Annotated in this window: 33 protein-coding genes; 15 read left to right on the top strand and 18 right to left on the bottom strand. The window is 70.0% G+C overall.

Translation table 11 applies throughout. The features are described 5' to 3' along the window. Positions 1 to 4: 4 nt before the first annotated feature. The gene (locus tag P9K36_RS28195) at positions 5 to 982 is read left to right on the top strand and encodes an ABC transporter ATP-binding protein (RefSeq protein WP_043350168.1); all 978 of its coding nucleotides are present in this window, start codon (positions 5 to 7) and stop codon (positions 980 to 982) included. Beyond that, complete coding sequence (locus P9K36_RS28190; protein WP_043386036.1) at positions 979 to 2,187, top strand: ABC transporter permease; 1,209 nt, start codon at positions 979 to 981, stop codon at positions 2,185 to 2,187. The genes P9K36_RS28195 and P9K36_RS28190 overlap by 4 nt, the downstream gene beginning before the upstream one ends. Before the next feature lie 32 nt (positions 2,188 to 2,219). On the opposite strand, the gene P9K36_RS28185 is transcribed toward P9K36_RS28190, so the two are convergent. Both P9K36_RS28185 and P9K36_RS28180 read right to left on the bottom strand, forming a co-directional pair. Then, positions 2,220 to 2,672, bottom strand: a complete 453-nt coding sequence (locus P9K36_RS28185; RefSeq protein WP_236952780.1) for a cache domain-containing protein — start codon at positions 2,670 to 2,672, stop codon at positions 2,220 to 2,222. A 78-nt stretch (positions 2,673 to 2,750) separates the two neighbouring features. Continuing rightward, the gene (locus P9K36_RS28180) at positions 2,751 to 3,092 is read right to left on the bottom strand and encodes a hypothetical protein (RefSeq protein ID WP_124262940.1); all 342 of its coding nucleotides are present in this window, start codon (positions 3,090 to 3,092) and stop codon (positions 2,751 to 2,753) included. Positions 3,093 to 3,612: 520 nt separating this feature from the next. Between P9K36_RS28180 and P9K36_RS28175 the strand changes: the two genes are divergently transcribed. The 4 genes from P9K36_RS28175 (at position 3,613) to P9K36_RS28160 (ending at position 8,148) form a co-directional block, all read left to right on the top strand. Further along, positions 3,613 to 4,455 (top strand): type 1 glutamine amidotransferase, encoded by an 843-nt coding sequence (locus tag P9K36_RS28175; RefSeq protein ID WP_111473440.1) that lies wholly within the window; start codon positions 3,613 to 3,615, stop codon positions 4,453 to 4,455. Positions 4,456 to 4,560: 105 nt separating this feature from the next. Then, a complete protein-coding gene (gene crtI, locus P9K36_RS28170) occupies positions 4,561 to 6,090 on the top strand; it encodes a phytoene desaturase family protein (RefSeq protein ID WP_043760156.1) in 1,530 nt (509 codons plus the stop codon). A 95-nt stretch (positions 6,091 to 6,185) separates the two neighbouring features. Beyond that, positions 6,186 to 6,944 carry a lysophospholipid acyltransferase family protein gene (locus tag P9K36_RS28165; protein ID WP_111473441.1) on the top strand — a complete coding sequence of 253 codons (759 nt, stop codon included), beginning with the start codon at positions 6,186 to 6,188 and terminating at the stop codon, positions 6,942 to 6,944. A gap of 67 nt (positions 6,945 to 7,011) precedes the next feature. Next, the gene (locus P9K36_RS28160) at positions 7,012 to 8,148 is read left to right on the top strand and encodes a glycosyltransferase family 2 protein (RefSeq protein WP_043386025.1); all 1,137 of its coding nucleotides are present in this window, start codon (positions 7,012 to 7,014) and stop codon (positions 8,146 to 8,148) included. A gap of 45 nt (positions 8,149 to 8,193) precedes the next feature. On the opposite strand, the gene P9K36_RS28155 is transcribed toward P9K36_RS28160, so the two are convergent. The 3 genes from P9K36_RS28155 to cutA all read right to left on the bottom strand — a co-directional run bounded on the left by P9K36_RS28155 (position 8,194) and on the right by cutA (position 9,839). Continuing rightward, the gene (locus tag P9K36_RS28155) at positions 8,194 to 8,781 is read right to left on the bottom strand and encodes a hypothetical protein (RefSeq protein WP_236961797.1); all 588 of its coding nucleotides are present in this window, start codon (positions 8,779 to 8,781) and stop codon (positions 8,194 to 8,196) included. Between the two features lie 120 nt (positions 8,782 to 8,901). Next, the gene (locus P9K36_RS28150; protein WP_278306272.1) at positions 8,902 to 9,405 is read right to left on the bottom strand and encodes a hypothetical protein; all 504 of its coding nucleotides are present in this window, start codon (positions 9,403 to 9,405) and stop codon (positions 8,902 to 8,904) included. Between the two features lie 80 nt (positions 9,406 to 9,485). After that, positions 9,486 to 9,839, bottom strand: coding sequence for a divalent-cation tolerance protein CutA (gene cutA, locus P9K36_RS28145; RefSeq protein WP_043350188.1), 354 nt, complete (start codon positions 9,837 to 9,839; stop codon positions 9,486 to 9,488). Positions 9,840 to 9,982: 143 nt separating this feature from the next. Between cutA and P9K36_RS28140 the strand changes: the two genes are divergently transcribed. Together P9K36_RS28140 and P9K36_RS28135 are read left to right on the top strand one after the other, a co-directional pair. Continuing rightward, a complete protein-coding gene (locus P9K36_RS28140) occupies positions 9,983 to 10,750 on the top strand; it encodes an NAD kinase (RefSeq protein ID WP_043350190.1) in 768 nt (255 codons plus the stop codon). 2 nt (positions 10,751 to 10,752) lie between these two features. Next, on the top strand, positions 10,753 to 11,235 hold the full coding sequence (locus tag P9K36_RS28135; protein WP_043761689.1) for a GNAT family N-acetyltransferase: 483 nt from the start codon (positions 10,753 to 10,755) through the stop codon (positions 11,233 to 11,235). Between the two features lie 12 nt (positions 11,236 to 11,247). On the opposite strand, the gene P9K36_RS28130 is transcribed toward P9K36_RS28135, so the two are convergent. The 6 genes from P9K36_RS28130 to P9K36_RS28105 all read right to left on the bottom strand — a co-directional run bounded on the left by P9K36_RS28130 (position 11,248) and on the right by P9K36_RS28105 (position 14,501). Continuing rightward, positions 11,248 to 11,448 (bottom strand): hypothetical protein, encoded by a 201-nt coding sequence (locus P9K36_RS28130; RefSeq protein WP_043350192.1) that lies wholly within the window; start codon positions 11,446 to 11,448, stop codon positions 11,248 to 11,250. A 35-nt stretch (positions 11,449 to 11,483) separates the two neighbouring features. Next, positions 11,484 to 11,852 (bottom strand): DUF6481 family protein, encoded by a 369-nt coding sequence (locus P9K36_RS28125; RefSeq protein WP_043350195.1) that lies wholly within the window; start codon positions 11,850 to 11,852, stop codon positions 11,484 to 11,486. Between the two features lie 123 nt (positions 11,853 to 11,975). Next, a complete protein-coding gene (locus P9K36_RS28120; protein ID WP_010683690.1) occupies positions 11,976 to 12,185 on the bottom strand; it encodes a cold-shock protein in 210 nt (69 codons plus the stop codon). Between the two features lie 370 nt (positions 12,186 to 12,555). Beyond that, on the bottom strand, positions 12,556 to 13,683 hold the full coding sequence (locus P9K36_RS28115) for a beta-ketoacyl-ACP synthase (RefSeq protein ID WP_043760149.1): 1,128 nt from the start codon (positions 13,681 to 13,683) through the stop codon (positions 12,556 to 12,558). Positions 13,684 to 13,690: 7 nt separating this feature from the next. Then, positions 13,691 to 14,170: a 3-hydroxyacyl-ACP dehydratase FabZ family protein gene (locus P9K36_RS28110; protein ID WP_043386017.1), complete on the bottom strand. Its 480-nt coding sequence runs from the start codon at positions 14,168 to 14,170 to the stop codon at positions 13,691 to 13,693. 22 nt (positions 14,171 to 14,192) lie between these two features. Next, complete coding sequence (locus tag P9K36_RS28105; protein WP_010683687.1) at positions 14,193 to 14,501, bottom strand: acyl carrier protein; 309 nt, start codon at positions 14,499 to 14,501, stop codon at positions 14,193 to 14,195. Between the two features lie 302 nt (positions 14,502 to 14,803). Here P9K36_RS28105 and P9K36_RS28100 point away from each other — a divergent pair, with 302 nt between their 5' ends. Continuing rightward, a complete protein-coding gene (locus P9K36_RS28100) occupies positions 14,804 to 15,922 on the top strand; it encodes an AI-2E family transporter (protein WP_043350201.1) in 1,119 nt (372 codons plus the stop codon). A gap of 13 nt (positions 15,923 to 15,935) precedes the next feature. On the opposite strand, the gene P9K36_RS28095 is transcribed toward P9K36_RS28100, so the two are convergent. Continuing rightward, the gene (locus tag P9K36_RS28095) at positions 15,936 to 16,439 is read right to left on the bottom strand and encodes a thermonuclease family protein (protein ID WP_043386014.1); all 504 of its coding nucleotides are present in this window, start codon (positions 16,437 to 16,439) and stop codon (positions 15,936 to 15,938) included. 209 nt (positions 16,440 to 16,648) lie between these two features. On the opposite strand from P9K36_RS28095, the gene P9K36_RS28090 reads away from it, so the two are divergent. Beyond that, on the top strand, positions 16,649 to 16,909 hold the full coding sequence (locus P9K36_RS28090) for a hypothetical protein (RefSeq protein ID WP_043386011.1): 261 nt from the start codon (positions 16,649 to 16,651) through the stop codon (positions 16,907 to 16,909). 46 nt (positions 16,910 to 16,955) lie between these two features. Here the strand turns inward: P9K36_RS28090 and P9K36_RS28085 are convergent, their stop codons facing one another. Then, a complete protein-coding gene (locus tag P9K36_RS28085; protein WP_043349444.1) occupies positions 16,956 to 17,636 on the bottom strand; it encodes a L,D-transpeptidase in 681 nt (226 codons plus the stop codon). 171 nt (positions 17,637 to 17,807) lie between these two features. Here P9K36_RS28085 and P9K36_RS28080 point away from each other — a divergent pair, with 171 nt between their 5' ends. Then, positions 17,808 to 18,248, top strand: coding sequence for a VOC family protein (locus P9K36_RS28080; protein WP_043386008.1), 441 nt, complete (start codon positions 17,808 to 17,810; stop codon positions 18,246 to 18,248). On the opposite strand, the gene P9K36_RS28075 is transcribed toward P9K36_RS28080, so the two are convergent. Next, positions 18,249 to 18,692 (bottom strand): Crp/Fnr family transcriptional regulator, encoded by a 444-nt coding sequence (locus tag P9K36_RS28075; RefSeq protein ID WP_043349450.1) that lies wholly within the window; start codon positions 18,690 to 18,692, stop codon positions 18,249 to 18,251. A 79-nt stretch (positions 18,693 to 18,771) separates the two neighbouring features. Between P9K36_RS28075 and P9K36_RS28070 the strand changes: the two genes are divergently transcribed. Continuing rightward, complete coding sequence (locus P9K36_RS28070; protein WP_236961799.1) at positions 18,772 to 19,587, top strand: electron transporter; 816 nt, start codon at positions 18,772 to 18,774, stop codon at positions 19,585 to 19,587. Positions 19,588 to 19,605: 18 nt separating this feature from the next. Here the strand turns inward: P9K36_RS28070 and P9K36_RS28065 are convergent, their stop codons facing one another. Further along, positions 19,606 to 19,812 carry a hypothetical protein gene (locus P9K36_RS28065; protein ID WP_053609227.1) on the bottom strand — a complete coding sequence of 69 codons (207 nt, stop codon included), beginning with the start codon at positions 19,810 to 19,812 and terminating at the stop codon, positions 19,606 to 19,608. Between the two features lie 243 nt (positions 19,813 to 20,055). Here P9K36_RS28065 and P9K36_RS28060 point away from each other — a divergent pair, with 243 nt between their 5' ends. Then, positions 20,056 to 20,244 carry a KGG domain-containing protein gene (locus P9K36_RS28060; RefSeq protein ID WP_043349455.1) on the top strand — a complete coding sequence of 63 codons (189 nt, stop codon included), beginning with the start codon at positions 20,056 to 20,058 and terminating at the stop codon, positions 20,242 to 20,244. A gap of 147 nt (positions 20,245 to 20,391) precedes the next feature. Here the strand turns inward: P9K36_RS28060 and P9K36_RS28055 are convergent, their stop codons facing one another. Together P9K36_RS28055 and P9K36_RS28050 are read right to left on the bottom strand one after the other, a co-directional pair. After that, complete coding sequence (locus P9K36_RS28055) at positions 20,392 to 20,973, bottom strand: hypothetical protein (RefSeq protein WP_278306271.1); 582 nt, start codon at positions 20,971 to 20,973, stop codon at positions 20,392 to 20,394. A 249-nt stretch (positions 20,974 to 21,222) separates the two neighbouring features. After that, a complete protein-coding gene (locus tag P9K36_RS28050) occupies positions 21,223 to 22,026 on the bottom strand; it encodes a response regulator (protein WP_043349459.1) in 804 nt (267 codons plus the stop codon). 173 nt (positions 22,027 to 22,199) lie between these two features. On the opposite strand from P9K36_RS28050, the gene P9K36_RS28045 reads away from it, so the two are divergent. Further along, positions 22,200 to 22,547 carry a NepR family anti-sigma factor gene (locus P9K36_RS28045; protein WP_236961801.1) on the top strand — a complete coding sequence of 116 codons (348 nt, stop codon included), beginning with the start codon at positions 22,200 to 22,202 and terminating at the stop codon, positions 22,545 to 22,547. Positions 22,548 to 22,732: 185 nt separating this feature from the next. On the opposite strand, the gene P9K36_RS28040 is transcribed toward P9K36_RS28045, so the two are convergent. Further along, positions 22,733 to 22,909: a DUF1328 domain-containing protein gene (locus P9K36_RS28040; protein WP_007568853.1), complete on the bottom strand. Its 177-nt coding sequence runs from the start codon at positions 22,907 to 22,909 to the stop codon at positions 22,733 to 22,735. A 610-nt stretch (positions 22,910 to 23,519) separates the two neighbouring features. Here P9K36_RS28040 and P9K36_RS28035 point away from each other — a divergent pair. Next, a complete protein-coding gene (locus P9K36_RS28035) occupies positions 23,520 to 24,440 on the top strand; it encodes an MBL fold metallo-hydrolase (protein WP_043760142.1) in 921 nt (306 codons plus the stop codon). The last annotated feature ends 12 nt before the right edge of the window (positions 24,441 to 24,452 follow it).

Raw genomic sequence — 24,452 nt, 5'->3', positions numbered from 1 at the left:
GACGATGGAGGGCCCCCTCGTCAGCCTCGTGGACGTCGGCCTCGACCTCCGCGGGCGACGGGTCCTGGACCGGGTCGATCTTGAGCTCGGGGCCGGCGAGACCCTCGCGCTGCTCGGGCCGAACGGGGCCGGCAAGTCCTCGCTGATGCGCCTCGTTGCGGGGCGGTTGTGTCCGAGCGCGGGGTCGGTGCGCGTGGCCGAGGCGGACCCCTATCGCGCGGGACGCGCACGCCGCGCCATCGGCTGGGTGCCGCAGGAGATCGCCCTCTATCCCCGGCTGACCGTCTCGGAGAATCTCGGCGTCTTCGGGCAGCTCGCGGGGGTTGCCCGACGCGACCGGAAGGCCGCCGTGGAGGCCGCCCTGACCATGGCCGACATCGCCGACGTGGCCCGACGCCCGGTGGGCGTCCTGTCGGGGGGATACCGGCGCCGGGTCAACATCGCGGCGAGCCTGATGAACCGGCCCCGGCTGGTCCTCCTCGACGAGCCGACCAGCGGCGTCGACCTCGCCGCCCGGGCCGCGATCCACGCGGTGCTCGACCGCCTGAAGGCCGCCGGCACCGCGATCCTGATCGCCACGCACGATTTCGCCGAAGCGGAGCGCCTCGCCTCCCGGGTTGCGTTCCTGGCCCAGGGTCGGGTCGTGCGTGCCGGCCGGCTCGCCGATCTGCTCGCGCAATTGCGCACGGGCGCCCCCGAGCGGGAGCTGAGCCTCGCCGTCCCGGCGACGGGACCGGCCGAGGGTGTGCTACGCCGGGCCGGGTTCGCGCCCGCCGAGGCGGGAGGCCTCGTCTGGCGGTCCGTCGAGCGCTCCGGCCTCGACGGCGCGGCCCTGCTCGGCGCGCTGCGCGCCCAGGGCGTTCCCGTGGCCGAGATCCGGGTTCGGGCGCCACGGCTGGAGACGCTCTACCTCGACGCCCTCCGGCCGCGGGAGCTGACGGATCCCGCGGCCACGCCGCTCCGGGTCGGTGCAGCCGGATGATCGCCGCCGCCTTCCGCGTGATGCTCCTGACCCTCCTGCGCGACCGGGCCGCGCTGGTGATGGCCTTCGTGCTGCCGACGGTGATCTTCTCGATCTTCGCGGCCATCTTCTCCGGGGCGATCGGCGACCGGATCCGCATTCATCTCGGACTGGCCGATCTGGCCCACACCGCCGCCACCGAGCGCCTCGCCGACGCCCTCGCGGCCGATCCCTCGCTGCGCGTGACGCGCCTGCCCGCCACCGACATTGCCGCCGTGGCGCAGGCGGTTCGTGCGGGCGAGGTCGACGTGGCGCTGGTCCTGCGCGGCGACCTGATCGCCGCGCCTGCGGAAGCCGCATCCGGGTCTGTCGATCAACCGGTGGTGCTGGTGGAGAACCCCGCCAAGGCGTTGGCGACGCCGATTGCCCTGGGCCAGCTCCAGCGGGTCCTGAACGAGGCGCTGCCCGACGTGGTCCTGTCGCGGATCGTCGCCGACGTCGAGCGCACGGGCAAGATCGGCCCCGACGAGCGCCGCTTCCTCGACGAGGCCTTCGCGGAGCAGCGGGCCAAGAAGGAGCCGTTCAGCTTCGCCGCCCTGGTGGAGCGGCGCAGCACCGCCGCTGGCAGCGCCAATGCGCGGGTGAGCTACTATGCCGGTGCGATCACAGCGGTGTTCCTGCTCTTCGCCGCGATGCAGGGGGCGATGTCCCTGGTCGAGGAGCGCGAGACGGGCCTCGCCGAACGGCTGATGGCCGGTCCGGGCGGCCTGCCGGTGGTCGTGCTCGGCAAGTTCGCCTTCCTGACGCTGCAGGGTCTCGTCCAGGCCGGGCTGATCTTCCTGGCCGCCGCGCTGCTCTACGGAGTCGAGATCGGGCCGCACTGGCCGGCCTTCCTGGCCACCTGCCTGCTGGTCTCGGCGATGGCCGCCGGCCTCGCGCTCGCTGCCTGCGCGCTGGCTGGCTCGCGCCAGCAGGCGCACCTCGCCTCGACCTTCGGAGTGCTGCTGCTCTCGGCGGTTGGGGGCTCCATGGTTCCGCGCTTCCTGATGCCGCCCTGGCTGCAGCAGGCCGGCTGGCTCACCCCCAATGCCTGGGCGATCGAGGCGTATCAGAGCGCGCTCGGCGAAGGGTTCTCCGCCGCAGCGCCGTCGCTCGCGGTGCTGGGCGCGCTGACGCTCTGCGGGCTCGGCCTCGCCCTCACCCTGGCGGCGCGGCGGACCGTGTAGGGCAGCCATCGGGCGCGCGGATCGGACCCGCGTTACTCGACGTAGACGCCCGCACCGATGACCGCGTCCGAACCGGCGACGTGCGTCGCGCAGACGTAGCTCCATTTCACGGTCGGGACGGACTGACCGGGCTTCGGGAACATGTAATCGACCCAGCCGGAACCGAAGCGGTCCACAACCTCGATGAAGTCCCTGTGGAACTGCTTCCGGTCGGCGTCGCGCTCGTCGAGAAGATCATGCCCCTCGCGGTTCGGATGCGCGGCATTGAACAGCACGATCCCCTTCATGTCGATGACGAACAGATAGACGTCCCCGTAGCGCCAGACGCTACCTTTCCGTCTGAACTCTCCGAACGCCCCGGCGCCGCGGTCTTCCAACGCCTCGGCCGCCCGGTTCACCAGGGCCTCGATCTCGGCCGCCTGATGGACGGGCGGGGTCGAGCGCGTCCGGAATGCGGGAAGCGTCAGGCCGATCACGAGCAACACCGGCCATATCAGCAGGGCTCTCCACATGTGGTCGCCTCACCGATTGAATCTGAGACGTCCCAGGCGATCCCGAGACGATCACGGCGCGCTGCGCCACGGCGATCCGCCCAAGGCGGCAGGCGCGCCGAACTGCAGGTGCGGCCGCAGCACCGTCTCCAGCCCCGCCTGCCCGGAGAGGGGATGGCTGCGGGAGTCCGGCCGAACGGATAGCGGAGGGTCCACGCTCGTCTTGTCAGGATCTTGCCGGGAGCCCTCCGAGGTCACCGGATAATCCCGCCCGGTGCGCGTTGCCGAGGCGCGGACTTCGCCGACATGGCCGTGCCCCCTGAGAGCACAGCCGGTCCGCCTTCCGGAAACCGGCCGGCCCACGGCATCGGGCAGCGTCGCGAAGGCGAGGCAATTGCCGTCCAGCTCGATCATCGGATGACGGTCGTCGATCGCGGCACGCCTCGGCACGACCGTCCTGCGAGACCCCGCGCAGGCGCCCGCCTGCGCCGCGCGACGGACGGCCTCCGTGTCACGGACGAGGAGACCCCACCCCTCTCGGACACAGAGTTCGATCCCTGTGAAATCCGGCATTTCGCCCTCCAGCATAGCCTGATTTCAGTAATGATCTGATCCAATATGAATCGTATGCGGGATAAGGCGCATCATTCATTTGGATGCGCCAACGAATAAATAATATTCGACAGCCCGATGGATGGGCGTGAGGCCCGTGCCGAGACCCGCGCCAAGACCCGTGCGCTCGGCATCCGTCACACCGTGGTCGTTGCCCTGTACGTCCGGCCGGGGGCGCTCCGACCCGGTCGCCCGCGACGGGCTCCGGGAGCCGCTCCGGGCTGCGGCATGCTCGGCCCGCGACGATCCGCGCCGTTTCCCCGCGGCTCCGCGAGGGCACATGCAGCTTCCCCGCCGCACGGCCCCGCTCAACGGAACTCCCATGCTCCGCCTGCTCATCGCCGACGGCAACGACCGCGCGGCCCGGGACCGGCACGTCGCGGCCACCGGCCGAACCTCGGCCGAGTCCTACGCGGCCGTGGTCCGAGATCTTCGGCCGGAGATCAGCTGCCATCTCGTCAGCCCCGCCGATGCCGACGCCACCCTCCCGGCGACCCTCGCGGATGTCGACGGCGTGATCTTCACCGGCTCGACGCTCAGAGTTTCCGAGGGCACGCCCGAGGTGAGGCGGCAGCTCGTGCTGATGCGGGCCGCCCTGGACGCGGGGCTGGCGATCTTCGGATCGTGCTGGGGCGTGCAGGTCGCCGCCACGGTGGCGGGCGGGCGGGCCGCCGAGAACCCGCGCGGGCCGGAATACGGCTTCGCCCGCTCCATTACCCCGACCGAGGAGGGCCGGACCCATCCGCTCCTCGCCGGCCGGCCCGCCACGTGGGACGCCCCCGCGATCCACGCGGATGCGGTGCTGCAACCGCCGCCGGGCGCCCGCGTGCTTGCCGGGAACCGGATCCTCGGCATCCAGGCGATCGAGATCCGCCAGGGGGACGGATGGTTCTGGGGGACGCAGTATCATCCCGAGCTCGACCTGGACGAAGTCGCCGCGATGCTCCGCCTGTGCGACACGGCCATCGTCGCGGCGGGCCTGGCGGAGGATCCGGAGACGGTGGCGGCCTATGCCGACGAGATCGCAGGCCTTCAGACAGGCGAGCCCGCAGCCGTGCGCCGGCTCGCATGGCGCCACGGATTGGGGCCGGAAGTGCTGGAGGCGGATCGCCGCCGCCGCGAGATCGGCAACTTTCTGACCCGGCTGTCCACAGGTGAGCATTGACCGGATGCGGCCGCGACCGGGTGGCGCGTTGACCCGCACGACCCCGGGGCTAGCTTCGCTGTCGCGGGTCACGTTCGTGGAAGGCCCGGGGAGCGACCTATCAGGATGAGCCAGGATTCAACGGTGGCCGTTATCGGCAGCGGACTCGGCGGTCTGGCGGCCGCGTGTGTCGCTTCCGCGCGGGGACACCGCGTGACGGTCTACGACAAGAACGGCTGGCTCGGCGGAAAGGCGGCGGTGCTCCACGAGGGCGGCTTCCGCTTCGACATGGGCCCGACCATCCTGACCGTGCCGCGGGTGCTGGAACGGATCTTCGCTGAAGCCGGCCGCTCGGTCCACGACTACATGGATCTGCGCCGCCTCGACCCGCAATGGCGGTGCTTCTTCGATGACGGCACCCAGATCGACCTGATGCAGGACGTCGAGCGGATGGCCGGCGACATGGAGCGCTTCGCGCCCGGCACCGGCGAGGGCTACAAGAAGTTCCTCTCGATCTCGGAACACCTGCACGGCGTTTCGGAAAAGTTCTTCTTCTGGAAGCCGGTCGAAGACCTGTTCGACACGATCAACATCCGCGCCAACATGAACCCGGGCACGCTGCGCGACGTGCTCTCCCTGCGCATGCACGCCTCCGTCGCCTCGACGATCCGCGGCAAGGTCAAGGACGCCCGGCTCGCGCAGATGCTCGACCACTTCGTGCAATATGTCGGCTCCTCGCCCTATGGCGCGCCGGCGGTGCTCTGCGCCATCGCGCACATGCAGACCGCCGACGGCGTCTGGTACCCGATGGGCGGCACCCGCGCCGTGGCGGAGGGGCTGGCGAAGCTCGCCCAGGAACTCGGCGCCACCTGCAAGACCGACACCGAGGTGACCGGAATCGAGACCGCGAACGGCGCCGTCCGGGGCGTGCGGACTGCCCACGGCGTCACGCCCTTCGACGCGGTGATCTCCAACATGGATTCGGTCCGCACCTACCGCGAACTCGTCGGCGGCGAAGCGGCCAAGGTCTACGCCAAGAAGAACCCCGAGCCGGCTTGCTCGGGCGTGGTGCTCTATCTCGGCCTGAACAAGCGCTACGAGCACCTGAACCACCACGACTTCGTCTTCTCCCGGGATCCGGAAGAGGAGTTCGACTACATCTACAACAAGGGCGAGCCGGCCCCGGACCCGACCGCCTATCTGGCGGCGCCCTCCTCCACCGATCCGAGCGTGGCGCCGGAGGGTGGCGAGGCGCTCTACGTCCTCGTGCATACGCCGTATCTGCGCCCGCACCACGACTGGCGTCCGGACGGACCGCTGTTCCAGAATTACCGCCGGACGATCCTCGACAAGCTCAAGCGCACCGGCGGCATGCCGGACCTGGAGGAGCGCATCGTCGTCGAGCGCCACCTGACGCCGCAGGACATCCACGAGCGTTACAAGGTGCTGAACGGCGCGATCTACGGTCTCGCCTCCCACGGGCGGGTGATGGGCGCATTCAAGCCTGGAAACCGTTCGCGGCAGGTGCGCGGCCTCTACCTCGCGGGGGGCGCCGCCCATCCGGGTCCCGGCATGCCGATGGTGATGATGTCGGGCTGGATCGCCGCCGACGCGCACGACCAGGACGCCCGCGGCGCCCTGCGCGCCTCGGCGTGACGGCGACGCCGCCACCTCCCGCCTCCGTCCCGGGGGGCGAGAGAGGTACGCGCGGCGCCCCCTTGCCCCCGATCTCGCCCGGAATCCGCGCCTTCATGGTGGCGTGGTTCGAGCGCTATATGCACCGTCACCTCGACGCCGTGCGGCTGCCCCTCTGGAGCACACCGCCGGCGGCGAGCCATCCGGGCGCGATCGTGGTCTATAGCAACCACCCGGCGTGGTGGGACGCCGCGCTGATCGTCGTGCTGGCCGGCCGCCTCTATCCGGAGCGATGGAGCCGCGCCCCGTTCGACGCCGCGATGCTGGCGCGCTACCGGATCTTTGAGCGGATCGGCGCCTTCGGGGTCGACCTGGAGAGCCCGCGCGGGGCGGCGCAGTTCCTCACGGCCGCCCGGTCGATCCTGGCGTCCTCCGACGGCATGCTCTGGATCACCGCACAGGGCCGTTTCGCGGATGCCCGCGCACGGCCGCTGGCCCTGAGGCCCGGCGTGGCACGGCTCGCCGAGATCGCCCCCGACGCCCTGTTCGTTCCCCTCGCCGTGGAATACACCTTCTGGGACGAGCGCGGCGCCGGCGCCTTCGTGGCCTTCGGTCCCGGGATCGGCGGATCCGAACTCGCCGCGCTTCCGCGAGACCAGCGGCTCGCGCGCCTGGAATCCGACCTGACCACGACCCTCGACCGTCTGAGCGCCGATGTGATCAGCCGGGAACCCGGACGCTTCCGCACCCTGGTCTCCGGCCGAAAGGGCGTCGGCGGCCTCTACGATCTGTGGCGACGCGTGGCGGCCCGGCTCTCCGGGCGACGCTTCGATCCGGCGCATCGCGCCGCGGGCGGCCAGGATCGCGCCGGATGACCCCTTCCGCTCGCGCCCGGCCCCGTACGATCCCAGGTCGAGACCCGACACCAGCGCGGCGCGGACGATGACCGATTCGATCCTCACGGCCCTGGCCCTGCTCTGCCTGGTCACCGCCCTCCTGCCGGCCGTGCTGGCGGCAGTGAATCTCGCGGCTCTGCGCCGGCCCATGCCGGAGACCGGGACGGGCCTGGTCTCGATCCTGATCCCGGCACGCAACGAGGCCGGCAACATCGACGCCACCGTGCGGGCGGCGCTCGCCAGCACATCGGTTCCGGTGGAGGTCATCGTCGGTGACGATCATTCCACGGACGCGACCGCGGAGATCGTGCGCGCCGTCGGCGATCCGCGTCTGCGCCTCGTCTCGGTGCCGGCCCTTCCCGAAGGCTGGACGGGCAAGAACCACGCCTGCAGCCATATGGCCGGCCTCGCCCGCGGCGACCACCTGCTGTTCCTGGACGCCGACGTGCGCCTCGAAGCCGAGGCCGCGGCTGCCGTGGCGGCCCAGGCCCGCCGCACCGGTGCGGCGCTCGTCAGCGGCGTACCCCGGCAGCGCACGGACACGCTCGGCGAGATGCTGACCGTCCCGATGATCGACTTCCTGCTCCTCGGCTTCCTGCCGGTGCCGCTGATGCGTCGGCTGCCGGACCCGTCGCTCGGCGCGGCCTGCGGTCAGCTGATCTTGGTCGATCGTGCGGCCTACACGGCCGTCGGCGGACACGCTGCGATCCGCAAATCCCTCCATGACGGCGTCCGCCTGGCCCGCCTCTTCCGTGCCGCGGGCTACCGGACGGATCTCGTGGCCGCCGCCGCGCTGGCGACATGCCGGATGTACGATGGCTTCACCCAAGCCTGGGCCGGCTTCTCCAAGAACGCCCACGAGGGCATGGCCACGCCCCGCGCCCTTCCGGTCTGGACGCTCCTGCTCGGCTGCGGCCAGGTCCTGCCGCCGCTCCTCATCCTGGCCGGCCTGCTCGGGCTGGTGCCCGCCTCCGCCCTGGCCCTGGGCGGCCTGGCCTTGGCCCTGTCGCTGGCGACCCGGACGGCCGTCACGGTGGCGGTCCGGGCACCCTGGGCGACGATCCCGCTCCACCCGGCGGCGGTCGCGGTGGCCCTGGCGATCCAGTGGAACGTGCTCCTGCGACGCGAGCGAGCCGGCGCGGCCACTTGGAAGGGGCGCAGCTATCCCGTGAGCGGCGGCTGACCCGCGCAGGCCGACGGAAGGCCACCGCCGGCCCGGATCACGCGTTCAGGGCTGGCACGGGTTGGTGTTGCGGGCCTTTCCGGAAGACGGCTTCAGCGAGACGATGAGCTGAACGTTCGGCACATCGCCGACCTGCCGGGTCAGGTGCCCGACATGGCCCTCCGCCCCCTGCGGCGTCGATCCCATGTCGGCGTTGAACTCCACCTCGCCGGGTCCCTGCTCGAGCACGCTCCCGTCGGTGGCCTCCACCGACCAGCGGCCCGACAGGGTGATCACCCATTGCGGCCCCGGCGCCGTGTGCCACGTGCCGACATAGCCGACGGGCAGGACCGCATACTTGATCGACGCCACCTCCCCCGGCGGAAATCCGACGTATTGCGGCGCTGCCGGAGGCGCGTAGCTCTTGAAGATGAAATTCTTCAGGTCACAGTATTGGACATGGCTGTGACCCTTGTCGTCGGCATAGAGAACCCCGTACCGCAAGGCGGGCGGATCGGCTGAGGCGAGACCGGCCGGACCGGACGGCGCCGCCTCGATGGTCATCAACAGTTCCTTCTTCGGATCGCCGGCCGCCTGAACATTCAGGGCGCCCATGACCGACATCAGCAGAGCCGCAGCGGCGCGGTCTGCCATCCTGAACCATCCCATGGTTTCCCCTCGGCTTTGTCTCGGGCGCGACGCGCGCCGCAGCCCATTAAAATCGTCCGCCAGATTTTCTCAATCTTTTTCCCGTGCAACGACCTTCCGATGCTTTTATTTATCTGAAACATCGATCTTTAATCTCGAAACTTTGCATGCAAACTTAGATCTGTTCACGACGCCGAGAAGCAAGGCAAAGGAAATACCCGGATGCACGCGCTCCATGCGGCGTCCGACGGCGCAGAAGTCTTGTCCACAGACGCCGGACAGCGAGGCCGGCAACCTGACGGGTTCGGCTCCGATCCGCGGCCGCAGATCGGGGCGAAGATCGCTCATCGCCCACAGACCGCCAGATGCAGGATCCGGTCGGAGGCGCAGATGGATCCGACGGCTTCGGATGCCGAGCTCCCCATCGCGGGATACGCCGCCTCGTGGCTCGCAGCGCACGACCGCGCGCGCCCGGCTTTCACAGCAGCGGCAGCCGTCCTGTTCGCGGGAGCGCCGGCGGCTCTTGTCACCTTCGCCGGCGACAGCCTGCTCGGTGCCGGCATTGCCGATCGCCGCAACGCGGCGCCGGACCGCCCGGTCGTCCTGGCGCCGGTGGGTCGGCGCGTTCATCCGGATCGCTGCCAAAGCGGTGTTCGCCCGGGTGCGGTGATCGCACAGCGGACCGTCGTGCCGCGGCTCGGCCTATTGGATCAGGCCGACTGGGGTTCCGCTCCAGCCGAGCCGTCCGGCTGCGTTTCCGCCAGGATCCAGGCGGCGGTGTCGGCGTCCGCGCCGGCGACCGGCAGATGCAGGATGATCGGCGTGTCGTAGGGATGTCGCGCCTTCAGGGCGGCCGTCAGGGCGTCGGCAAGACCCTCGCGGCTCTTGAGAAGGGCCGCGACCTCCGCGCCGCGCTCGACGGCGCCCTTCCAGCTGTAGACGGATTGCATGCCCGGCATCACGTTGATGCAGGCGATGAGACGCTCGCGGACCAGGGCCTCGCCGATGTTCAGCGCAGAGGCGAGGTCGGGAAAGGTGGTGTAGACGAGGAGCGGACGCTCCATGCTATGCCTCCGATTGCGCATGTGCCGTCAGAGTGAGGCCCATGCCAAGCCAGGACGTCAACCGGGCGGTTCGCTCATCAGACTGGAGCCGTGACGTGAACCCTGAGGCGATTTTGACGCGCCTGCGCGGCTGCGCCTGAGCCATGGCGCTCTTCCAGAAGATCGCCTTCGTGGCGAGCCCGACCGGCCATGCCCGCGAGGCCGCCGCCGCCCTGATGCGCCGCTACGATCACGTCCCGCCCGAGGAGGCGGACGTCGTCGTGGCGCTCGGCGGTGACGGCCTGATGCTGCAGGTGCTCCACCGCTTCATGGACAACCCGAAGCCGATCTACGGGATGAACCGCGGCACGGTCGGCTTCCTGATGAACGAGTTTCGCGACGACGACCTTCTGGAGCATCTGGAGACGGCGCATCGCAGCGTCATCCACCCGCTGGTGATGGACGTCCTCGACACCGAAGGCCGCTCCCACCGGGCGCGGGCGATCAACGAGGTCTATCTGCTGCGCCAGACCCACCAGACCGCCAAGCTGAAGATCGCCGTCGACGGCAACGTCCGGCTCGACCTGCTGATCGCCGACGGCGTACTCGTCGCCACCGCGGCGGGCTCGACCGCCTACAACCTGTCGGTCGGCGGCCCGATCCTGCCCCTGGACGCCAAGCTGCTGGCACTGACGCCGATCTCGGCCTTCCGTCCCCGGCGCTGGCGCGGCGCGCTCCTGCCGGATTACGCCCGCATCCGGATCGACGTGCTCGACGCGCCCCACCGCCCGGTGGCGGCGGTCGCCGACCACACCGAGTTCCGCCGCGTCTGCACCGTGGAGACATCCCTCGACCGCGCCACCGAACTCGTGCTGCTCCACGATCCCGGCCACAGCCTCGACGAGCGCATCCTGCGAGAGCAATTCGGGTGAGCCTGGACATCAGACCTGCGCGGGCGACCGATCACGCGGCGATCACCCGCATCATCGTGCCGACCATCCGGGCGGGAGAGACCTATGCCCTCGACCGCGACCTCGGCGAGGCCGAAGCCCTCGCCTACTGGACCGGACCGGACCGCGAGACCTTCGTGGCGGAGGAAGCGGGGACGGTGGTCGGCACGTATTACCTGCGCGCCAATCAGGCGGGCGGAGGCGCCCACGTCGCCAATTGCGGATTCATGACGGGGGAGGCCGCGATCGGCCGCGGAATCGCCCGCGCCCTGTGCGCGCATGCCCTCGATCGGGCGCGGACGCGCGGTTTCACGGCGATGCAGTTCAACTTCGTGGTCAGCACCAACGTCCGGGCCGTCCGGCTATGGGAAAGCTTCGGCTTCGCCGTGGTCGGACGGCTGCCGGGCGCCTTTCGACACCCGGACCTCGGGCCGGTCGATGCGCTGGTGATGTTCCGGACGCTCTGAGGTGCGCCCGGATCAGGGCTGCGCAGCTGCGACGAGGTCGCCTTCGCGGATCGCCCGCTCGCCGGCCTTCGTGCGGATCCGGTAGCTCGGCTCGCCGGTCTGATCCTGCGGCATGAGCCGCAGGACCTCGAACACCTCGACCTCGCCCGCTTCGCCGGGGGTCCCGAGCCGGGGCCGGCAGACACGCTGGCCGATCTTGAACTTGTGGGACATGCCGGGCTCCTGGAGGGTGTTGCCGCTGCCGCGCCTCAGCGCTTCTTCTGCGCTTTCGCCTTGCGGGCGAGATAGCGAGCGTCGCGCTGGGCCTTCTGTTCGGCCTGGAGAGCCTTGGCGCGCTCCTGCGCGGCCAGCTGCTCGGCGTGCTTGCGCTCGATTTCCGCGAGACGCTCGGCCTCGGCCAGGGCAGCGGCGCGCTCGAGCTCGGCCTGACGCTGGGCGGCGCGTTCGGCCGCACGGGCCTCGCGGGCATCGACCACGGCGCGGCGGGCGGATTGGCGAGCCAGGACCGTGGGATCATCGGCAGACGGGCGCGCCCGGAACCGGGCCAGCATCTCGGACCGCGCCTTCGCGGCGGTCTCCAGACGATCGACGACACCCTGATTCTTCAAAAAGCTCACAGACACTCCTGGATCGGGCGCGGCGAAGGCCGTCGCCCACGAGAGAAAGGCAAGGAAAGAGAATGCAGATACGAAGAAGCCGCTCCAAGGGAGCGGCTTCGACAGAAACGCCTAGGACGGCGATCAGGCCGTCTGGAGCTGACCGGCGGACTGCTTGCCGCTGCGACGGTCGGTCTCCAGCTCGTAGGAAACCTTCTGGCCTTCGTTCAGGCTGCGCAGGCCGGCGCGCTCGACGGCCGAGATGTGAACGAACACGTCCTTGCCGCCGTCATCCGGCTGGATGAAGCCGTAGCCCTTGGTCTCGTTGAACCACTTGACGGTTCCGGTGCTCATGGAAGTCCTTGATCTTCGCAGGCATAGTGAGGAATGGCACCCGCTCATGCGAGAAGGCGCCGGCATCGACCGATAGCGATAGGAAAGTCAGAACCGCCCTGCGAAGGCGTAACGGTCCAAGATATCCGGACACGTGCCGATACGGCTTAAATAAACCGCCGGCGGTTTTTTGGCAAGCGCAGGGAAATATTTCACCCGGCAACAGGCCCGCCGATGCGGGAAATTCTCAGCGGAAAATGCGGCTGAGCAACGCCAGAACGGCCGCGAGAACAACGAGATAAGGGAGTTCAATGCGGCGTGGGCGCATGAAGTCTGTGGTTACGGCCGCACGAACTAGCGCCGTCGGCACGCAGGCACCGGACGGGCTTGCTCAGGCCGGAACGAGGCGCAGAACCCCCTCGCCGCGCCGATGGCCGACGGCGGTCACCGCGACCTCGCGGGCGCTGCCGCCGGCGACGAGGGCGGCCCCGAGCGCCGTTCCGAAGGGTGCCGCCACTTCGAGCCCGTGCCCGATCACGTCCCCGAGGGCGCGCAGCCGCGCGCCGGGCGCGAGACGGGCCAGCGCAGCGTGCTCTTCCGCGGTGATCGGCGCGACTCCGGTGGCACCGGACAGGACGTGATCGGGGCCCGAGAGGCCGGCCTGTCGCCAGAGGGCCTCGAGGCTGTCGGCGACGCTGCCGGGCCTGCGCCGGGTCCGGTCGCTCGCCACCGTCTCAAGCCGGGCCAGGGCACGGGCACCGCGGGCGGCCGCATGCGCAGCCGATTCCAGCATCAAGAACGCTGCGCAGCTACCGAGGATGAAGCCGCCCGCCTCGCCCCGCGCGAAGACCGGGCGGTAGGCGTCGCGGGCGAGGTAGCCGCCCATCTCGTGGATGACCAGAACGTCCGGCCGCTCGGCGCTGTAGGAGCCGCCGACCAGGATCGCATCGATCTGGCCCGAAGCCACCCGCGCCTGGGCGATCCGCAGGGCGTCGACCCCGGCGGATTCCTCGCCCATGAAGGTGCGCGAGGCGCCCGTCACCCCGTGCACGATGGCGATGTTGCCGGCGAGCAGGTTCGAGAGCTGAGCGAGGAACAGGGTCGGCCGGAGGTCGTTCTGCAGCCGCTCGTTCAGGTAGGCGCCCGGATCGGCGGCGTCCCGCAGGCCCGTGAGGATCGCCCCGTCCGCCACATAATCGCGCTCGCCGCCGCCCGCCGCCACGACGAGATGGAGCGCCTGCTTGAAGGCGGCCTCATCCTTTACGCCCGCGGCGTCGAGGGCGAGGCCGGCGGCGTAGACGCCGAGCCGCTGCCAGGCCTCCATCTGCCGCTGGTCGCTGCGCTTGGGAATCTGGCCGTCCCAGGCGATCGCCGGCGCCGGATGCACCGGGTAGGGCGCAAAGGTCTCGCTGTCCGTGCGCGGAGCCGCCTCCCCGGCGAGGGCGGCCAAGTGGGCGTCGACGCCTTCACCCACGCAGGAGACGAGGCCGAGGCCGGTGACGACGACGGGGCGGCTCATGGCTGACTCAGGGCTCGCGTTCGGCCGGCGCCGAATCGGGAAACAGGCCGATCGTCCGCGCCCGCTCGCGCATCGGCGCGTCGAGGCCGTCCGGGAACGGCATGGTGCGGAAGCGCAGCTCCGCGTCGCACAGCGCCTTGCCGTCGTGGCTGATCGCCGCCTTGGTGACCGCGTAGCCCGAGCCGTCATGCTCCAGGTGCGCCGTGACGAGGAGGTTCGCCCCGGGGCCCACGAAGGACCGGAAGCGGGCCTTGTCGACGCCGGTGAGGAACGGCATCCGGGCGAAGTCGAGATGGGCAAGCACGAGGTAGCCGGAGGCCTGCGCCATCGTCTCGGTGAGGAGGACGCCCGGCACCAGGGGATGGCCGGGGAAGTGCCCTTCGAAGACCGGGCTGGCCATGGGCACCCGGGCGAGCGCCTCGATGCGGCCGGCGGCCCGATCGAGGAGCCGCACGGAGTCGATCATCTCGAAATATTCGAGGCGCATGATGGGTCGGATCGGCCTGCGTTCAGACCTTGGCGGCCTTCTCGGCCACGAGGCCGTCGATGCGCGCGCAGAGGTTCTTGAGGACGAAGTACTCCTCGGCCGGGACCTTGCCCTCGTTGACCTCCTGGGTCCAGCGCTCGAGCGGCAGCTTGATCCCGAAGGCCTTGTCCACCGCGAAGGCGATGTCGAGGAAGGCGAGGCTGTCGATGCCGAGGTCGTCGATGGCGTGGCTCTCGGGCGTGATCTTGTCCCGCGGGATGTCGGCGGTCTCGGCTATGATGTCGGCCACGCGCTCGAAGGTGGCGCTGCCGTGGGCGGGCTCGTCGGACATGTCTTCTCGCGGGCTGTTCGAATTCCGGATCGGTCGTGCGGGAGCCCCCTCGCCGCCCGGGCGGCCCGGCGGAAACGCCCCGTGCGGCCACCCTACGCGTATACGGGCCCTCGTACGTGGCCCCGTCGAATGGCGGCGACCTCTACACGAGGGTGTCAGGGGCGGCAACCGCGGCGCTTCCCCGGCGTTTCAGCGCCTGTCCACAAGCGTGCGCCGCCGGGTGCGCGGACGCGCATGTGCGCCGATCGCGCCGACCCTAGCTTGACGGCGAGAGGACCGCGCGTCCTCAGGAGAACAGACGGATGCCACCGATCACCAAGCCCGCCGCTCCGCCGGCGCGGATCGAGACGCCACCCCTCCCGCCACAGGAGCGGGCGCGCTCCCAGGGTGCGGCTCGCGTCCTGCTCGTGCTGACCCTGTCGGCCCTGGGTCTCTGGATCCTGCACGAGTTCCTGCCCGCGCTGGCCTGGGCGGTGGTGCTGGCGATCGCCCTGTGGCCAGTCTACACGCGGCTGGAGCACCGCTTCCCGCCGGGGAAGCACAACATCCTGCTGCCCACGCTGATGACGGCGGCGGTGGCGCTGGTCTTCCTGGCGCCGCTGGCGATCCTCGGCGTCCAGGCCGCCCGCGAGGCCCACGACGTGGCCGAGTTCGTCCGCAATGCCGAGGCGAACGGCATCCCGGCGCCGGAATTCCTCCAGCACCTGCCCTACGGCGCCGCGCAGGCGACCGCGTGGTGGAACGACAATCTCGGCCACGCGCAGGCGGGCTCGGACCTGCTGCGCCGGTTCGAGAACAATTCCGTGCTCGGGGCGTCGCGCAATGTCGGCCGCGAGGTGGTGCACCGGATCGTGCTGTTCGGCTTCAGCCTCGTGGCCCTGTTCTTCCTGTTCCGCGACTGGCGGACGGTGCGGGACCAGTCGCTGACCGCCTGCCACCGGCTGTTCGGCCCGCGCGGCGAGCGCGTCGCCCGCCAGATGGTGGCCTCCGTGCACGGCACCGTCGACGGGCTCGTGCTGGTCGGCCTCGGCGAGGGCTTCGTGCTGGGGATCGTGTACCACTTCGCGGGGGTACCCCACCCCGTGCTGCTCGGCGCCTTCACGGCGGTCGCGGCGATGATCCCGTTCGGAGCCGCCGTGGCCATCGCCATCGCGGCGCTTCTTCTGGTTGCGGCGGGTTCGGTGACGGCGGCTTTGGTGGTGGCTGCGGCGGGTTTCGTCGTGACCTTCGTCGCCGACCATTTCATCCGGCCGGCCCTGATCGGCGGCACGACGAAACTGCCCTTCCTGTGGGTGCTCCTCGGCATCCTCGGCGGCGTCGAGACCTTCGGGCTGCTCGGCCTGTTCGTCGGCCCGGCGGTGATGGCCGCCCTGGTCCTGCTGTGGCGGGAATTCACCGAGGGGCAGGACGCGACGGCCTGAGCCGCCGGACCCGCTAGTCGGCCGCGCTCGCCCCGGCCGTGGCCTCGACCCGGCGCCGATCCTGGCGCCAATCGGCCGGCTTCTCGAAGGTGCCGGCCCAGATGCCGCGGCGGGTCGCCCAGGCGTGCCCCTCGTGGCGGACATAGGTGGGCGTCACGTGGCGGCTGGCCAGCGCCAGGCCCTGGCCGACCATCCAGGCGGACAGATCCTCGCCATGGACATGGCAGATCCCGGTGACACGCCCGGCGACGGCTCCCTCCCGCCGCTCGCAGGTGACGACGCCGCCGTCGATCCGCGCGCGCAGGGCCTGCGCGGCCTCGCGGCCGCAGCGATATTCCAGGCCCTTGGCGCTCTCGCAGCTCTGCGCGGTCTCGGGGGCGTCGATGCCGTACAGGTGGATGCGCGTCCCCTGCACCTCGATCGTGTCGCCGTCGATCACGGTTGCCGGACCGCTGATCGTCCCGGCCGCGGCAGCAGGGCCGCACAGGAGGAGCAGGGCAAGCATCGGTCTGATCATCACGGAACTGTCCACGCGGGAGGCAAGGCGTCGAAGAAAAGCGGTGTGAGGGCCGTCACGCTGCACGACCAATGTGGCGAATTTGTCGGGCGACCGGAGGAACGGCGCTTCCCCGGCGCCGACTTTCTCCCGTCGTGGTTGCGAAAGCGTTCCAACCCTGCGCGCGGGCTGCGCCACGGAACGGCGCCCCGGAGCCGTCGTTGTATCGCATGAGCTTTCTCAAGACCCTGCTCGCCGGCTTGGCCCTGAGCGCAGCCCTTCTCACCTGGATCGGCCTCGCGATCGGGCCGGAAGGACCGGCCGCCCGTACGAGCCCGGGGCTGACCACGGCCGCGGTCCTGGCGAGCGACGGCATGGTACGGGACGGCGCCCCGCGTGACCCGGCGCTGGATCGTGAGGGTCTCGGCCGTCTCGCGCGCCACGCCTCCGAAGAGGCGCGCGACGCCGCCTCTGTGAGGCCGGCCGGCTGACCGCCGCCTTTGCGCGTCGCAGCCGACGTCGGGGGAGCCAGACCGATCAGGTCCGGTATTGGCCGTTGCGCTTGACGAGAACGCGGGTTCCCACCGGCACGCGCTCGTAGAGATCCGCGATGTCTTCGTTCAGCATCCGGACGCAGCCCGACGACATCTGCTCACCGATGCTCCAGGGCTCGTTGGTGCCGTGGATCCTGAACAGGATGTCGCGGTTGCCCTGGTACAGGTAGAGCGCGCGGGCACCGAGCGGGTTGTCGACGCCGCCCTTACGGGTCCGTGGCAAGTCGGGATGGAGCGAGACCATCGTGGCCGTCGGGCTCCAATCCGGCCAGACGCCCTTGCGTCCGACCCGGGCCTCGCCCTTCCAGGAGAAGCCTGCCTTGCCGACGCCGACGCCGTACTGCATCGCCGTGCCATCGGCCTGAACAAGGACAAGCTGGCGCTTGTCGATGTCGACGACGATGGTGCCGGGTTGCTCGGGGCCGTTGTAGCTGACCTGCTGCCGGCGATATTTGGGGTCGAGCCGCTGGGTATCGACGAGGGGAATGTCGAAGGGCTTGTCGGGCTTTGCGCCGATGTACCAAGCGGATTCGTCGTCCTGCGCGACCTGGACCGGACGGGTCTGACAGGCCGCCAGCGGCGCGATCGCCACCACGGCGAGGAGGATCCGCGAGAGGGCGATCCGGCGCAGGCGGCTCCAGGCCGATGGAAGCGTGGCGATCATAGGTCCTGTCGTGCGGGATACGGTCGTCGCGCCATGCCTACCGCCTCAGCGCCCGTGACGATGTAGCTTTTCCGCCGCAGCGGATCGCGTGCGGGCGGCTCGCGCGGCCACGGTTGCGCCCTAATTCAGAATCGCGGCAACGCTCTATTGCGGCCGGCGCGGAGGTGAAGGATGCCCGAGACCCAAACTCTTCCGACCGAGGCGACGACCGCACCCGAGGTCCCGCTCAGCCCGGCGATACACCTCGACCACTGTGTGATCCACGTCAGCGACTGGGCCCGATCCAATGCCTTCTACCGGGATGTGGTGGGCGCCGAGATCATCGAGCGCGGCCCAGGCTTCGCCTACCGGTTCGGCGGCGTCCAGCTCAACTGCCATGGCCCTGGCGTCGAGGCGGTGCCCGTGGCGGCCAAACCCGTCCAGCCCGGCAACAGCGATCTGTGCTTCCGCTGGTCGGGTCCGATCGAGGCGGCGATCGCGCATCTCGAGGCAGCCGGCATCGTGGTGGAACTCGGGCCGGTGGAGCGGCACGGCGCCGCGGGTCCCGGCCAGAGCGTCTATTTCCGGGATCCGGACGGGTCGCTCCTGGAATTCATCACTTACGCAGCGTGATCAGCCGCGGCTCTCGGCCAGCGCCTGATTGGTCTGCTCCAGCCGCAAGGCCAGGACGCGCATCAGGGCGATGCTGATCTGGGGAAACTGTGCGAGCAGTTCCAGGAAGACGCCCCGGTCGATGCGCAGGGCGGTCACCGCGGATTGCGCCGTCACGGTGGCGGATCGGGGCTGCTCGGCCAGGATGCCCATCTCGCCGACCAGGGCATCCTGGCCCAGCAACGCCAGCCGCACCGGGCCGGCGGGGCCATCGATGCTGACCTCCGCGGTGCCCGAGAGGATCACGTAGGCTGCATCCGCCACATCGCCGCGGGCGAAGAAGCGTTGCCCCGGCTCGAAATGCACCCGCTCGCTGGTGAAGGCCAGAAGCTTCAGGCGCGACGGTTCCACCTCGCGGAACAGCGGCACCTGCTTCAGGGAGGAAACCTCGGTGTCGAGGGTCATTCGGGGGCTCCGCGACGGGTCTCACGCCCAGGACGGCGGGGCCGGACGGGCCCGTATATCCATGCGGTTCGTCAGGCACTTGTCCAGCCCTGCACTGGACGCAACTTGGCGGTGTGGTCTCGGCGCCCTGCTGGCACTCGGCCTCATCCTGGGGTCGAGGCCGGCCGTAGCCCGGCTGGTCCAGGCCGATCTCGCCCGTGTCGCGGTCACGCCGCCCCCGGGGGCCCGCGTCCCGCTCGACCTTGCGGTCACCGATGCGCGCACCGGGCAGCCCACCACCCTGGGCAAGGCCCTCGACGGTCGGGCCGCCCTGCTGCTGCCGGTCGATTACACCTGCGGCAATGTATGCGACCCGATGGTGTCGATGTCGGTGGAGGCCCTCGCGGCGACAGGACTCCCGCGGGACGATTACGGGCTCGTCCTGGTCGGGATCGACCCGCGCGACGATCCCGCGGCCGCGCGCCGCATGCTCGCGGATACGCTGGGAGACCGGGATGCATCGGCCCGCCCCCGGGCTCTGATCGCCTCGGACACGGCCCTCGCGCGCCTCACCGGCGCCCTGGGCTATCAGGCCGTCTATGATGCCGGCACCGACAGCTTCGCCCATCCGGCGGCGGCCATTCTTCTCGCCGCCGACGGCCGGGTGGCACGGGTGCTGTCGCCCCTCGCCCTAACCGGGCGGGATCTCCGCCTCGCCCTGACCGAGGCCGGCGAAGGCCGGGTCGGCAGCCTCGCCGACCGGCTCACGCTGCTCTGCTACGGTTACGATGCCGCACGGGGTCTCTATACGCCGCTCATCCAGCGGATCCTGACGGGGGCCGGAATCGTCACCATCCTGGCAATCGCCCTCCTGATCGCCGCCCTGATCCGCCTCACGCACCGGCGGCAGGCTTGAGGGCGGCTTCGACCTGGATCAGCGCTCGGTCGAGAGGCCCTGGCGCCCGGGAGCGGGCGCTTCGCGCTTGAGGCTGGCATTCAGATGGGGCGAGTCGGTGGGCTCCTCACGGGTGGTCGGCGTAGCGGAATCTTCCGGGGCCGGCATCGGCGGCATCGGCGGCGTGTTCGGCCGCTCCGTCGCCGTGCCCGGGGCAGGATCCTTGACCATGTTGCGGTTCGTCATGCGCGATACCCCATCTCATTCCGCGGTCGCACTGTCGCACCGCCTCCCGGACCAAGTCGCCGTGGCTCCGGTCATGCCGACACGGCCGCGGATGTCGACCAAGGTCGAACGTCGACCAACGCCCGACACAAGTCCGGGTTGCTGCCAAGCTTAGCTGGCGGAAGCTTGAGCAGGTCTCGGGATAGGAACCTTGGTTATTGCTGAAGGTTGTTGCGGGGTGAAGCGAAGCCTGAGGAGGAACTGATGGCATCCGGAAATTCGACCTCGAAGCGGGGCTTTGCCTCGATGAACCTCGAGCGGCAGCGCGAGATCGCCAGCAAGGGCGGCCGCAGCGTGCCGGCAGAGAAGCGTTCCTTTTCGCAGGATCGCGAATTGGCTTCGTCCGCCGGTCGCAAGGGCGGTCAGTCCACGGGGACAGGCCGGGCCGAGTGAGGCATCGGCTCACGCGTATCGCGTAGCGGCGCCGCGTCTTCGGACCGGCGCCGTTTTCGTTTCGGCAATGCCAACACGGCACACCAACGCAAAAGGCCCCGCCATGGTGACGGGGCCTTTTGCGTTACGGGATCCGGGGGGCAACGATCAGGAAATGCAACGCCCGGGGGTCATGCGGCGCGCCTCGGGCCCGACCAGGGAGCTCAGAGCCGTCTCGCAGCCTTCGCGGACCATACGCCGGGGCGGCTGACGCAGGATCGGCTTGATCTCCAGATCCTGAGCTTCCCCTGCGACCGGGGCAATCCGACCGTCGGCCTTCTGAACGCCCGCGACCCGCGTCGGGCTGAGCGCGATGGAGACCGGCCGCATCCCCGGCAGCGGAATCTGCGCCGTCTGGGCGGTGGGCACCGGGGGCACCCAACGATCCGCCGTGTCGCGCACGACCGGCTGGACGAGGACGGTGAGAAGAGCGGCAGGAGCACTCACGCCCAGGAGGAAACCAGACCGCAGCATTGCCCCGACCTCATGCGAGAGCTTGACAGGATGTTCGTATAACGCGCCCTGCAATCGCAGGTTCCTAGACTGTGACGCGCCTACGTATCCTGAGTATTCGATGACAGCCCGGCCGTTGGTGCGGCGGCGCACGCCCGCAATCCACACCATCCACATGTGGCCAAAAGGCCACCGCATCAGAAAAAGTGCGTTTTCTGGAACCTCCCGGTCCGGCATCCGTTTTCTCTGCACCCGGCCACCTGGTCCTCCCCGCATTCCCCTTGTGCATCGGCCGGAACCTTCGCGACGGGCTGGAGACTTCTCCGGCCCGTTTTTTTGCGCCTGCATCCGGGATGTCCGGGTCTCCGGCACGGACAACAAAAAACCCCGGCGCAAGCCGGGGTTTTTGTCGTCATCGAGGCTCGGAGGCGGCCTGGGACCGGTTCAGCCCGGCGAGAACCGCCGAGCCCGGCTCAGGCCGTCCTCTCAGGCCGTCTTGGCTTCGCGCCGACGGGCCGTCTGCTGGAAGAACAGCGCCTGGCTGATCACCGCCGAGACATTCGCCGGCTGGAAGGGCTTCGCGATGAGGAAGGCGGGCTCGGGACGCTCGCCGGTGAGGAACCGCTCCGGATAGGCCGTGATGAAGATCACCGGGACCTCGAAGGTCTTCAGGAGATCGTTCACGGCATCGAGACCCGAGGAGCCGTCGGCGAGCTGGATGTCCGCCAGGATCAGGCCGGGACGCTTACCCTCGCCGGCGATCTTGATCGCCTCGGTGCGGGTGCGGGCGACGCCGATGACATTGTGACCCAGACCCTCCACGAGGGCCTCGAGATCCATCGCGATCAGCGGCTCGTCCTCGATGATGAGGATCTCGGTCGCCATGTCGGCGGCCAGCTCGCGGCCGGCCTCGTCCACGAGGTCACGGACCTCGGAGACGTCGACGCCCAGGATGATAGCCGCATCTTCCTCGGAGAAGCCTTCGAGGCAGGAGAGCAGGAACGCCTGCCGCGGCAGCGGCGTGATCTGGCCGAGACGGACCTCCGCCGGCAGATCGTGCTGAACCTGCTCGCTGCGGCCGTTCACCGAGAGCGAGTTCCAGATCCGCGTGAAGACACGGAACAGATCGGCCTTGATGTTGGTGCTCCGGCCGAGCGTGTCCGGTTCGTTGACGAGGGTCTCCAGGGTGGCAGCGACATACGCGTCGCCCGCCACTTGGCTACCCGTGAGCGCCCGCGCGTAGCGGCGCAGGTACGGCAGGTGCTGTACCACGAGTTGCGATGTCGACATTCGATCCCCTGTGCCTCGCCGTGTTGCCCGGCCGCGAACGCCTCGGTCCTTTACCGAAGTCCTGCCGGGGCCGGCTTGTGTCCTGCGCAGCCTACCGCCCAACGCGGAGGCCCGCACTCCGTTCCACCCCCCGGCGGAACCGATCCCGGCGGGCAGGCGTTGCCGCCGCAGCCATGGCGTATGTCGAGCCGCAGCACAATGCGGCCGAGCCGACTTCGGCAACAAGGGGCCTATTGATGGTGGACCAGGGAAAGGAGGGAGGTCTTCGCGCGCGCTATTCGCATGCCGAGACTGTCTCGAATCGCTCGTCGGAGGGCCAGGACGGCGCCGTCGATCAGCAACCTTTCGACACCCCTGACCAGACCACCGACCACCGGACCAAGAACGGCCTGAGCGACCAGACCCGCAATCGTATCGCGACGCAGCTGCGCGCGATGTACGACACGGTCACGCAGCAACCGGTGCCCGACCGCTTTGCCGAACTGATCGCGAAGCTGGACAGCGCCGACCGCAAAGCCTGACGGTCGAGAGCCCTCGACCCCGGATCCAGCGGACGCCCATCCCGATACCCCCGCCTCGGCCAGACGGAACCGTCTCGAGCCCAGTATGCGGACCGACACGACGGAAAAAGCCGCCGAACGGGGCGGCGGCTTCTCATCGCGCCGTGCGCCGGCCCGGGATCGGGGCCGGCGTCTCCGGTCGTTCCTCAAAGTGTCGGCGAGCGGCCCCGCATCAGTCCCACGACCGCCGAGATCGCAAAGAGGACGATGGCCACGAAGAATACCAGCTTGGCAGCTTCCATCGCCGTGCCGGCGATGCCGCCGAAGCCAAGCAGAGCGGCCACGAGGGCGACGACGAGAAAAGTTACGGCCCAACCGAGCATCGTTCAGATCCTTCGAAAGTCTCAACGCGGGCGGGCCGCGTCGTTCTGAACACGAAAACGCCAAGGTTTCGCTCCGGTTCCGCCCCGATCGCGAAGTCCCCTGGGGAGCGGGGGGTTCGTGCGCTGTCCGCGTCAAGGGGTGACGGAACGAGACAGGGGCGCTAGCGTTCGAAGAGAGGTCTCCAGGCTCGATCCGGGATTTGCGATGCTGCAATCTGCCAAGAGTGCCGTTCGATCGAAGGCCGCCGCGCTGGCGGTGCGCCTCGCCGATCTCGTCGATAGAACCGGCGATGCCTTGCGCGCGGCAGCGCTCGGTCTCCTGCCGGCACCGGCGCCCGTACCGGTCCGCGTGCGCGCTCGACAGACCCGCCGCCAGGGCTGACGTCCTTCGTCGCGGTCTGGCCCGTAAGCGTCACGCCCAGACCGAGGGCCGCCTCCAGGGGGCGAGGTCGGTGCAGGGGCGGTCATCCGGTCGCAGAGCGCGTCTGCGACATCGGAACTTGCCGGATACGCGGGGAATGCCCGGAACGTCGGATCGCGGCCTCCGAGCCGATTGCCACGCGGCGTCGAACCGTCCAAGGAAACGCCGTGTCGATCGCATGGGATCGCGATGGCGGACGCCGACGAGAACAGCCTGACCTTCGATCGTTCGATGCCCCCAGCCGGGCGGCTAGAGCCGGTCGCCCCGTTGATCCGCCGCCGGGTCGCGCCGAACGGCGGCTTCTTCACGGCGAGCGGCACCTGCACCTACGTGGTGGGCCAGGATCGCGTCGCGGTGCTCGATCCGGGCCCGGATGATCCGGTGCATATCGAGGCGCTGCTTCAGGACCTCGCTGGGGAGCGTGTGGAGGCCATCGTGGTCACCCACACCCATCGTGATCATTCTCCGGGCGCGCGGCTCCTCGCTGCCCGCACCGGCGCGCCAATCGTCGGATGCGGGCCACACAGGGCCGCACGCGCGCTCTCGGAGGCGGAAGCGCCGATGCTCGATGCCAGCGCCGACCGGGCTCACGCTCCCGAGCGGATCATGGCGGAGGGCGATTCCGTGTCCGGTCGAGGCTGGACCCTCGTGGCCGTCGAGACCCCCGGCCACACGATGAACCATCTCGCCTTCGCGCTGCCGGAAGCGCAGGCGCTGTTCTCGGGAGACCACGTCATGGCGTGGTCGACCACGATCGTGGCCCCGCCGGACGGCGCGATGCGGGCCTACATGGACTCCCTCGACAAGCTGCGCGGGCGCGACGAGACCGTGTACTGGCCGGGCCATGGCGGACCCGTATGCGAGCCCGCCCGGTTCCTGCGCGGGCTGGCCGGGCACCGCCGCCAGCGCGAAGCGGCGATCCGCGCGCGGCTGGCGGCCGGGGACAGGCGGATCGCCGACATCGTCGCGGCGATCTACCAGGGGCTCGATCCCCGTCTCCGCGGCGCCGCGGCGCTGTCGGTCTTCGCCCATCTGGAGGATCTTGTCGGACGCGGGCGCGCAACCTGCGACGGCGCCCCCCGGCTGGACGGCACCTACGCGCCGGCCTGAGGGACGCGACGG

Source organism: Methylobacterium sp. 391_Methyba4, from assembly GCF_029691625.1.
In the GTDB taxonomy this organism is placed as follows: domain Bacteria; phylum Pseudomonadota; class Alphaproteobacteria; order Rhizobiales; family Beijerinckiaceae; genus Methylobacterium; species Methylobacterium fujisawaense.
The sequence above is the reverse complement of the archived record's forward strand: the minus strand, read 5'-3'. Positions and strand labels throughout refer to the sequence as shown.

What these genes read in the sequence shown, in the direction of transcription:
- P9K36_RS28195 (WP_043350168.1), top strand. Translation starts at nt 5, where the DNA reads ATGGAGGGCCCCCTCGTCAGCCTCGTGGACGTCGGCCTCGACCTCCGC.
- P9K36_RS28190 (WP_043386036.1), top strand. Translation starts at nt 979, where the DNA reads ATGATCGCCGCCGCCTTCCGCGTGATGCTCCTGACCCTCCTGCGCGAC.
- P9K36_RS28180 (WP_124262940.1), bottom strand. Translation starts at nt 3,092, where the DNA reads ATGATCGAGCTGGACGGCAATTGCCTCGCCTTCGCGACGCTGCCCGAT.
- P9K36_RS28175 (WP_111473440.1), top strand. Translation starts at nt 3,613, where the DNA reads ATGCTCCGCCTGCTCATCGCCGACGGCAACGACCGCGCGGCCCGGGAC.
- crtI (WP_043760156.1), top strand. Translation starts at nt 4,561, where the DNA reads ATGAGCCAGGATTCAACGGTGGCCGTTATCGGCAGCGGACTCGGCGGT.
- P9K36_RS28165 (WP_111473441.1), top strand. Translation starts at nt 6,186, where the DNA reads ATGGTGGCGTGGTTCGAGCGCTATATGCACCGTCACCTCGACGCCGTG.
- P9K36_RS28160 (WP_043386025.1), top strand. Translation starts at nt 7,012, where the DNA reads ATGACCGATTCGATCCTCACGGCCCTGGCCCTGCTCTGCCTGGTCACC.
- P9K36_RS28155 (WP_236961797.1), bottom strand. Translation starts at nt 8,781, where the DNA reads ATGGCAGACCGCGCCGCTGCGGCTCTGCTGATGTCGGTCATGGGCGCC.
- P9K36_RS28150 (WP_278306272.1), bottom strand. Translation starts at nt 9,405, where the DNA reads ATGAACGCGCCGACCCACCGGCGCCAGGACGACCGGGCGGTCCGGCGC.
- cutA (WP_043350188.1), bottom strand. Translation starts at nt 9,839, where the DNA reads ATGGAGCGTCCGCTCCTCGTCTACACCACCTTTCCCGACCTCGCCTCT.
- P9K36_RS28140 (WP_043350190.1), top strand. Translation starts at nt 9,983, where the DNA reads ATGGCGCTCTTCCAGAAGATCGCCTTCGTGGCGAGCCCGACCGGCCAT.
- P9K36_RS28130 (WP_043350192.1), bottom strand. Translation starts at nt 11,448, where the DNA reads ATGTCCCACAAGTTCAAGATCGGCCAGCGTGTCTGCCGGCCCCGGCTC.
- P9K36_RS28120 (WP_010683690.1), bottom strand. Translation starts at nt 12,185, where the DNA reads ATGAGCACCGGAACCGTCAAGTGGTTCAACGAGACCAAGGGCTACGGC.
- P9K36_RS28115 (WP_043760149.1), bottom strand. Translation starts at nt 13,683, where the DNA reads ATGAGCCGCCCCGTCGTCGTCACCGGCCTCGGCCTCGTCTCCTGCGTG.
- P9K36_RS28110 (WP_043386017.1), bottom strand. Translation starts at nt 14,170, where the DNA reads ATGCGCCTCGAATATTTCGAGATGATCGACTCCGTGCGGCTCCTCGAT.
- P9K36_RS28105 (WP_010683687.1), bottom strand. Translation starts at nt 14,501, where the DNA reads ATGTCCGACGAGCCCGCCCACGGCAGCGCCACCTTCGAGCGCGTGGCC.
- P9K36_RS28100 (WP_043350201.1), top strand. Translation starts at nt 14,804, where the DNA reads ATGCCACCGATCACCAAGCCCGCCGCTCCGCCGGCGCGGATCGAGACG.
- P9K36_RS28095 (WP_043386014.1), bottom strand. Translation starts at nt 16,439, where the DNA reads ATGATCAGACCGATGCTTGCCCTGCTCCTCCTGTGCGGCCCTGCTGCC.
- P9K36_RS28090 (WP_043386011.1), top strand. Translation starts at nt 16,649, where the DNA reads ATGAGCTTTCTCAAGACCCTGCTCGCCGGCTTGGCCCTGAGCGCAGCC.
- P9K36_RS28085 (WP_043349444.1), bottom strand. Translation starts at nt 17,636, where the DNA reads ATGATCGCCACGCTTCCATCGGCCTGGAGCCGCCTGCGCCGGATCGCC.
- P9K36_RS28080 (WP_043386008.1), top strand. Translation starts at nt 17,808, where the DNA reads ATGCCCGAGACCCAAACTCTTCCGACCGAGGCGACGACCGCACCCGAG.
- P9K36_RS28075 (WP_043349450.1), bottom strand. Translation starts at nt 18,692, where the DNA reads ATGACCCTCGACACCGAGGTTTCCTCCCTGAAGCAGGTGCCGCTGTTC.
- P9K36_RS28065 (WP_053609227.1), bottom strand. Translation starts at nt 19,812, where the DNA reads ATGACGAACCGCAACATGGTCAAGGATCCTGCCCCGGGCACGGCGACG.
- P9K36_RS28060 (WP_043349455.1), top strand. Translation starts at nt 20,056, where the DNA reads ATGGCATCCGGAAATTCGACCTCGAAGCGGGGCTTTGCCTCGATGAAC.
- P9K36_RS28055 (WP_278306271.1), bottom strand. Translation starts at nt 20,973, where the DNA reads ATGCCGGACCGGGAGGTTCCAGAAAACGCACTTTTTCTGATGCGGTGG.
- P9K36_RS28050 (WP_043349459.1), bottom strand. Translation starts at nt 22,026, where the DNA reads ATGTCGACATCGCAACTCGTGGTACAGCACCTGCCGTACCTGCGCCGC.
- P9K36_RS28045 (WP_236961801.1), top strand. Translation starts at nt 22,200, where the DNA reads ATGGCGTATGTCGAGCCGCAGCACAATGCGGCCGAGCCGACTTCGGCA.
- P9K36_RS28040 (WP_007568853.1), bottom strand. Translation starts at nt 22,909, where the DNA reads ATGCTCGGTTGGGCCGTAACTTTTCTCGTCGTCGCCCTCGTGGCCGCT.
- P9K36_RS28035 (WP_043760142.1), top strand. Translation starts at nt 23,520, where the DNA reads ATGGCGGACGCCGACGAGAACAGCCTGACCTTCGATCGTTCGATGCCC.